This is a genomic window from Bartonella sp. AP36NXGY, assembly GCF_042195865.1.
Taxonomy (GTDB): domain Bacteria; phylum Pseudomonadota; class Alphaproteobacteria; order Rhizobiales; family Rhizobiaceae; genus Bartonella.
In genome coordinates this window covers 1-6,512 of record NZ_JBHIPD010000027.1, presented here as the reverse complement: position 1 = coordinate 6,512, position 6,512 = coordinate 1, and the positions used below count along the sequence as shown (strand labels likewise).

Here is a 6,512-nt window from a genome sequence, read left to right as displayed (position 1 = left end):
TACCAATATTATTCCTATTGCTGCTGCTGTTATACTTTTGTGCTTAGCAATTGGTTACGCAGGACGCTACATTGAAAGGGATACATTTATACGATGGGCAGTCGGCGTTGTCATCGCTGGCTCAGCAAGCCAGCTTGCTACAATGCTATTTACAGGTCGAGCATAAATTAGTATAATACGTAATGTTTTTAATGTTCGTTGATTATAAATTTGTACCAGTAATAATATCGCTCATACTACGAAAAAAGGAATATTATTTATAGCAACTTTAATTAAAAGGGGATAAAAGATATGAAACAATTAAATACGCTTCAATCAAAAATATGTAAGATTAGTGCTATTTTTATAACTTTGATTATGTTATTAATAACTCAATCTGCATATGCTCAGACGGAAACAAAGAGTTTAGATGTTTTCATAGGGATGCAATATGGATTAAGTATAATTATTCCTATCGTTGCTGCTATCATTCTTTTATTACTTTTGCTTATTTATATATTTCGCATTATCGCAAGAGCTACATTTATGCGATGGGCATTCAGTGTCATTATTGCTGGTGCAGCTTTTTATATTAGCCACATATTATTTCACCTCCAGTGACGAGAACATTCCATGAAATCGCAAGAAAAAAAAGAATTCCCCCTATTCAAGGGAGCAACACGTGTTCCAACGATATGGGGTGTCCCCATGATGCCATTTATCGTTATGGTTATGGGGGTTGCTGTTATTGCTATGACAGTAAGTATCTTTTTGTGGATTATAGCACCTCCATTATGGTTTATTATGGTGCAAATTACTAAAAACGATGATAAGGCGTTTCGTATCTGGTGGTTATGGATCGATACTAAATTTCGCAATCGCAACAAAGGTTTTTGGGGCGCATCAAGTTATAGTCCCTCTGATTATAGTAAAAGGAGATAAACATGACAGCTGTTGAAAGCAGCAAACGCCTTGCATCAGAGACACCTGTAAGCCTGTTTCTGCCTTATTCACATCATATTACAGATACGATTATTTCTACTAAAAATGCGGAATATTTGTCAATTTGGAAAATTGATGGGCGTTCGCATCAAAGCGCTTCAGAAGAAGATATTTTTCAATGGATAAAAGAGCTTAACAATACTCTACGGGGTCTTGCATCAGCCAATTTATCATTTTGGACGCATATTGTACGCCGCCGTGTTTATGAATATCCTGATTCAACATTTGATCAAATGTTTTGCTATCAACTTGATGAAAAATATCGACAAAGCTTTACTGGTTATAATTTGATGGTCAATGATTTATATCTGACTGTCATTTTTCAACCGATAGCGGATAAAATTATGTCGTTCTTTTCTAAACATGAACGTGAAACGTTTGATCAAAAAAAGATGCGACAAGACACATGTATCAAAGAACTCAATGACATCAATCGTACTTTAGGCCAATCTTTAAACCGTTACGGTGCAGAACTTCTTGGTGCTTATGAAAAAAATGGGCATGCTTATTCTTCTGTACTTGAATTCCTTGGAATGCTTGTCAATGGTGAATATCGCCCTATGCCAATTTGCCATGACCGTTTTGCTGACTATATGTCTGTCAATCGACCTTTTTTCTCAAAATGGGGCGCTCTTGGTGAACTGCGAACAACCAGTGGAATGCGTCGATTTGGAATGCTTGAAATTAAAGAATATGATGCAACAACCAAACCAGGACAATTAAATGTTTTGTTGGAAAGTGACTTCGAGTTCGTATTGACGCAGAGCTTTTCAGTGCTCTCCCGACATGCTGCTAAAGACTATTTACAACGGCATCAGCGTAATCTTATTGATGCACGAGATGTGGCAACGAGCCAAATTGAACAAATTGACGAAGCACTAAACCAGCTTATCAGTGGGCATTTTGTCATGGGAGAACATCACTGCACATTGACGATCTATGGTGATACAATTCAACAAGTTCGCGACCATATGGCCAAAGCAAGTGCAGCATTACTAGACGTTGCGGTACTGCCCAAACCTGTAGACTTAGCGATAGAGGCTGGCTATTGGGCACAACTTCCTGGCAATTGGAAATGGAGACCACGTCCTGCTCCGATTACATCATTGAACTTTTTGTCATTTTCATCTTTTCATAATTTTATGTCAGGAAAACCCACTGGCAACCCATGGGGACCAGCCGTCACAATTCTTAAAACAACCAGTAAAACACCGCTTTATTTCAACTTTCATGCCTCCAAACTTGAAGAGGACTCGACAGATAAACGTTTACTTGGTAATACCGCACTTATCGGACAATCTGGTTCCGGTAAAACCGTGTTACTCGGCTTTTTGTTAGCACAAGCACAAAAATTTAAGCCGACAACTGTTGTTTTTGATAAAGATCGTGGCATGGAAATTGCCATTCGGGCGATGGGTGGAAAATATTTAACATTCAAGCCAGGCAGAAAAAGTGGTTTCAATCCTTTCCAACTCCCACCCACACAAGAAAATCTTATTTTTCTGAAACAATTTGTTAAAAAATTGGCAGAAGCTGGTGGTGAAGTCACGCATCACGACGAAGAAGAAATTAACAAAGCAGTTATGTCTGTTATGAGTGCTAACATTGACCGATCACTCCGTCGTTTGTCCTTTCTAGTACAATTTTTACCAAATCCACGTTTAAGTGATTATAATGCTCACCCATCTGTTCATGCTCGCTTACTAAAATGGTGTGAAGGTGGTGATTATGGGTGGTTGTTTGATAATCCCCATGATGCTCTTGATCTCTCAACACATCAAATTTACGGCTTTGATATCACGGAATTCTTAGATAATTTTGAAACTCGCACTCCAGTGATGATGTATTTGCTTTACCGCACAGAAGGCATGATTAGCGGACAGCGGTTTATGTATATCTTTGACGAGTTTTGGAAGCCTTTGCAAGATCCGTACTTTGAAGATTTAGCCAAAAATAAACAAAAGACCATCCGTAAACAAAATGGTATTTTTGTTTATGCAACACAAGAGCCTAGCGATGCCTTGGAAAGTAATATTGCCAAAACACTCATTCAACAGTGTGCAACTTATATTTTTCTAGCCAATCCCAAAGCAAATTATGAAGATTATACAAAAGGCTTTAAACTAACAGATGCCGAATTTGAACTCGTTAAAGGACTTGGTGAGTTTAGTCGCCAATTCCTCATTAAGCAGGGTGATCAATCTGCGCTTGCAGAACTGAATCTTGGTAAATTCCATCTAACACGCGATGGAAAAACCATCGAACACGACTTTAGTGACGAGCTCTTAGTGTTATCAGGAACGCCTGATAACGCAGAGTTAGCCGAAAGCATTATCGCAGAAGTTGGTGATGATCCGGCAATATGGTTACCAATTTTCTTACAGCACGCAAAAAATGACAGGAGGGAAACATGAAAAAAAAGGTCATTTCAATAGTAGTTGTAATAACTTTAGGGGTTTCAAACCCAGCGATGGCTTGGGTTTGGGGCGCTGGGTCGGCGGATTTATCGGCATCCGTTCCAACGAAGTGGCCCAATTTTTTTGGAAGTTCATCTTCAAATACATCAAAGTCTAAAAAAACTCCACAGCAAAAGAAAGCGCCACCTGATGCCCAACTTCTCGATATGCTAAAAAAACACCTTGAGGAAGTAAAAAAGATACACGAGTCTATAACGGGAAGCCAAAAATTCGACACTAAAAAACTTAAAAATGTACAAACAGATCACAGTAGCTTTTTTCTCAAAAATCCAGAGAATCTCTACAATAGAAATAAAACTTCTGCTCTATCTACATCACTTGAAAATATTTTAAAAGAAGAAGAAATTCCTGTCACTATCCATGAATCTAGCAGTTTTATCAACAAGCGTATCCAATATGCAGCCATCACTGATAAAGCCGTAAGTTTAAAAACTTTTCAAGAAGCAAACAATCGTTTTCAGCAAATTGAAGAACTATTAAACGAGATCACGACAACAAAAGATCTAAAAAGTATTGCCGAGTTACAAGCACATATAATTGGAATGCTTGCTATGCTACAAAATGAAACAGCAAAACTACAAATGGTTACACATTTACGCAATGCTGAACATACACTTATCAAACAACAGAAAGATAAACATAACATAAAAATTTTGAATAGTAAAAACACGAACATGCCTACCATAAGATTCATTAGGTAAAGCTTTTTGTAGCAATATTTTGTATATTATTTTTCCTGTATGCTCGTAAAAAGAAAAAGTTAATGCGTAATACTCAATTCTCTCTCATAGATCGAAAAGGTCTACGAAGTTTCATTTTATCCTTAAAAAAATTCAACGAAAAATGCTCAAAAAGCATATAAAAAGTTGAAAATTCGTTAAAGAGGAATTCCATGGACTTTACAGTGTTCACGCAACTTTTCAATAAAATTGATCAGATAACAAAAACATATGTCACGGATATTTCCTCAAAAGCAATTGTTACAATTACACCCTTTGTATCAATCGGTATCACAATCGCTTTCATCATCTATGGTTGGCTCATCATCCGGGGCGCTATCGATATGCCTCTCTCCGGATTCGTAAACCGTTTCCTACGGATAAGTATTATTACTTCAATAGCTCTTACCACAGGACTTTATCAAAATGAAATTGCCAATTTGATAACACAAATGCCCTATGAGTTATCAAAAGCGCTCATAACAAATCCACTCAATGATACACAATTAATGAATTTACTTGACAAAACAGCAGGCGGAGGATTCCAATATGCAGGCCGTCTTTTCCAAGAAACCGTCTTCTTCGAGTCCAATGGACTGCTTTACAGTCTCTTAGGAATCCTCATCTTGCTAGCAACAAGCCTCGTAGTCGCAATCGGTGGTGGTCTCGTGCTCCTGACAAAAATCGCACTTGCACTTCTCGTAGGATTGGGACCAATCTTCATTATTGCTCTACTCTGGCAACCAACTCATCGCTTTTTCGAGCAATGGATTGTACAAGTCGTCAATTATATAATCCTCTTTCTACTCTTAGCCTCTGTATTTAATCTGATGATGAATATCTTTGCAAACTATTTGAGCGATATGAAACTCGATTACGACCAAAATGTAAGCTCCATGTTTGGAGGAGCTCTCATCTTGTCCATTATATCCATCATGCTGTTACTCAAACTATCAAGCATGGCCAATTCTCTCGCAAAAGGCATTACATTTGGACATCTATGGAGACATAAAAACTAGATGAGATAAAAAGCAATGGTTCCCGTAACAAACGCCCCTAATATCCATATGACAAAATAATAAGGATATCCAATCATAAAGTAAAAAATATTTGCACTGAAATTGAGCTATTTTCATAAATTAAAATGGAATAAAAAAGTAAAATAATTACACACCATGCACTTTACTTTATGTTCAAAATAGGAATAATGACAATAAATATCAGGATGTATATAATAGTAAAAAAGAGTAATATTAAAATGAAGTCGATCATTCTTGTAATTTTGATTGCAAACCTTTTATCGGCTTGTGCATTAGCACCAAAGCTAAAACAGCCTAATGATAGGAACCGTGTGCCTATTAATAAAACAATCCCTGCCGAAATCAAGCGAGCAAATATATGAAAAAGCGATTTATTATAACAGGAATGATTACCCTTTTGGAAATGATAAATTTGGCACATGCAAACAATGTTGATGAGATATCTACTCGCATATGGGAAAGTCTTTTAAGGGCACAGATTCCTTCGGAATCAGATACTAAACAGAATTCACCTGCTCCATCGCCACAACCTGCTCTACCAGCAGAATATCGGGAGCTTATTAAGCTATTAAAAAAAGGGGAAATTATTGAGCTCTTAACAAAACAGCTTTCGTTAAAAAAAGAACAACTTTCACAAATAGAAAAAGCTTATCAGGCTATAACAAAGAGTCAGAAAACTGAACCTCAAAAAATAGACTTTTCTAGTTTTTTTCTCAAAGAGCCAGAATCGCTCTATAAGAGAGATGAGCTTTCAAGGGAATCATATCAAAAGCTATTGCAGGAGGAAGACAAAATTTCTGGGTCTTTTGATAAAATGGGCAAAGCTATTTCGGGGCGTTTACAATTTGCATCGATACTAGATAAAGCTGTAAGTTTAGAAACTGTTGAAAAAATAAAAGATCGTTTTCAATACCTCGAAAATCTATTAGGTGAAATTAAAACAAAAAAAAACCTGAAAGATATTGCAGATCTTCAAGCACATATCGATGGTTCGTTAGCCATGATCCAAAATGAATTTATAAAGATGGAAATGATAACGCATTTACGTGACGCTGAGCAATCACTTATCAAAAGGAAAAGACGCGAACTTGATATGAAAATTTTTGATCATGAAAAAAAAGGGATGCCTACCATACGATGAAAACAAAAGCCGATGTAGAAGGTTCAGTACTCTCTGAACAATTAAGAGAAGCACAAAGGTTTTATCAAAGCTAAGATATCGTAATGAAAATACTTAGGTAATGTATAAATGCAAATGAAGCGTTTAGCATGTATCTATATTTCAAGGTGATAAA

Annotated in this window: 8 protein-coding genes; all 8 read left to right on the top strand. The window is 36.7% G+C overall.

The features are described 5' to 3' along the window. The coding region (gene trwL / locus ACFINX_RS08480) for a VirB2 family type IV secretion system major pilin TrwL (protein ID WP_375668654.1) at nucleotides 1-166 on the top strand (166 nt) is incomplete at its 5' end. Nucleotides 167-291: 125 nt separating this feature from the next. Next, a complete protein-coding gene (locus ACFINX_RS08475; RefSeq protein ID WP_375613867.1) occupies nucleotides 292-600 on the top strand; it encodes a conjugal transfer protein in 309 nt (102 codons plus the stop codon). Nucleotides 601-612: 12 nt separating this feature from the next. Beyond that, entirely contained in the window at nucleotides 613-921 is a 309-nt protein-coding gene (locus tag ACFINX_RS08470; protein ID WP_375613868.1) for a type IV secretion system protein VirB3, read from the top strand. A gap of 2 nt (nucleotides 922-923) precedes the next feature. Next, the gene (locus ACFINX_RS08465) at nucleotides 924-3,395 is read left to right on the top strand and encodes a VirB4 family type IV secretion/conjugal transfer ATPase (protein WP_375652482.1); all 2,472 of its coding nucleotides are present in this window, start codon (nucleotides 924-926) and stop codon (nucleotides 3,393-3,395) included. Then, on the top strand, nucleotides 3,392-4,159 hold the full coding sequence (locus tag ACFINX_RS08460) for a type IV secretion system protein (protein ID WP_375613870.1): 768 nt from the start codon (nucleotides 3,392-3,394) through the stop codon (nucleotides 4,157-4,159). Before ACFINX_RS08465 ends, ACFINX_RS08460 begins: the two co-directional genes overlap by 4 nt. Before the next feature lie 191 nt (nucleotides 4,160-4,350). Then, nucleotides 4,351-5,196 carry a type IV secretion system protein gene (locus ACFINX_RS08455; protein WP_375668647.1) on the top strand — a complete coding sequence of 282 codons (846 nt, stop codon included), beginning with the start codon at nucleotides 4,351-4,353 and terminating at the stop codon, nucleotides 5,194-5,196. A 239-nt stretch (nucleotides 5,197-5,435) separates the two neighbouring features. Beyond that, nucleotides 5,436-5,579, top strand: a complete 144-nt coding sequence (locus ACFINX_RS08450; protein WP_375627963.1) for a TrwH protein — start codon at nucleotides 5,436-5,438, stop codon at nucleotides 5,577-5,579. Further along, nucleotides 5,576-6,358, top strand: a complete 783-nt coding sequence (locus tag ACFINX_RS08445; RefSeq protein WP_375668646.1) for a type IV secretion system protein — start codon at nucleotides 5,576-5,578, stop codon at nucleotides 6,356-6,358. The genes ACFINX_RS08450 and ACFINX_RS08445 overlap by 4 nt, the downstream gene beginning before the upstream one ends. Nucleotides 6,359-6,512: the final 154 nt, after the last annotated feature.

Bases quoted from the DNA above. Each gene is read 5' to 3' on its own strand.
- ACFINX_RS08475 (WP_375613867.1), top strand. From the start codon at position 292: ATGAAACAATTAAATACGCTTCAATCAAAAATATGTAAGATTAGTGCT.
- ACFINX_RS08470 (WP_375613868.1), top strand. From the start codon at position 613: ATGAAATCGCAAGAAAAAAAAGAATTCCCCCTATTCAAGGGAGCAACA.
- ACFINX_RS08465 (WP_375652482.1), top strand. From the start codon at position 924: ATGACAGCTGTTGAAAGCAGCAAACGCCTTGCATCAGAGACACCTGTA.
- ACFINX_RS08460 (WP_375613870.1), top strand. From the start codon at position 3,392: ATGAAAAAAAAGGTCATTTCAATAGTAGTTGTAATAACTTTAGGGGTT.
- ACFINX_RS08455 (WP_375668647.1), top strand. From the start codon at position 4,351: ATGGACTTTACAGTGTTCACGCAACTTTTCAATAAAATTGATCAGATA.
- ACFINX_RS08450 (WP_375627963.1), top strand. From the start codon at position 5,436: ATGAAGTCGATCATTCTTGTAATTTTGATTGCAAACCTTTTATCGGCT.
- ACFINX_RS08445 (WP_375668646.1), top strand. From the start codon at position 5,576: ATGAAAAAGCGATTTATTATAACAGGAATGATTACCCTTTTGGAAATG.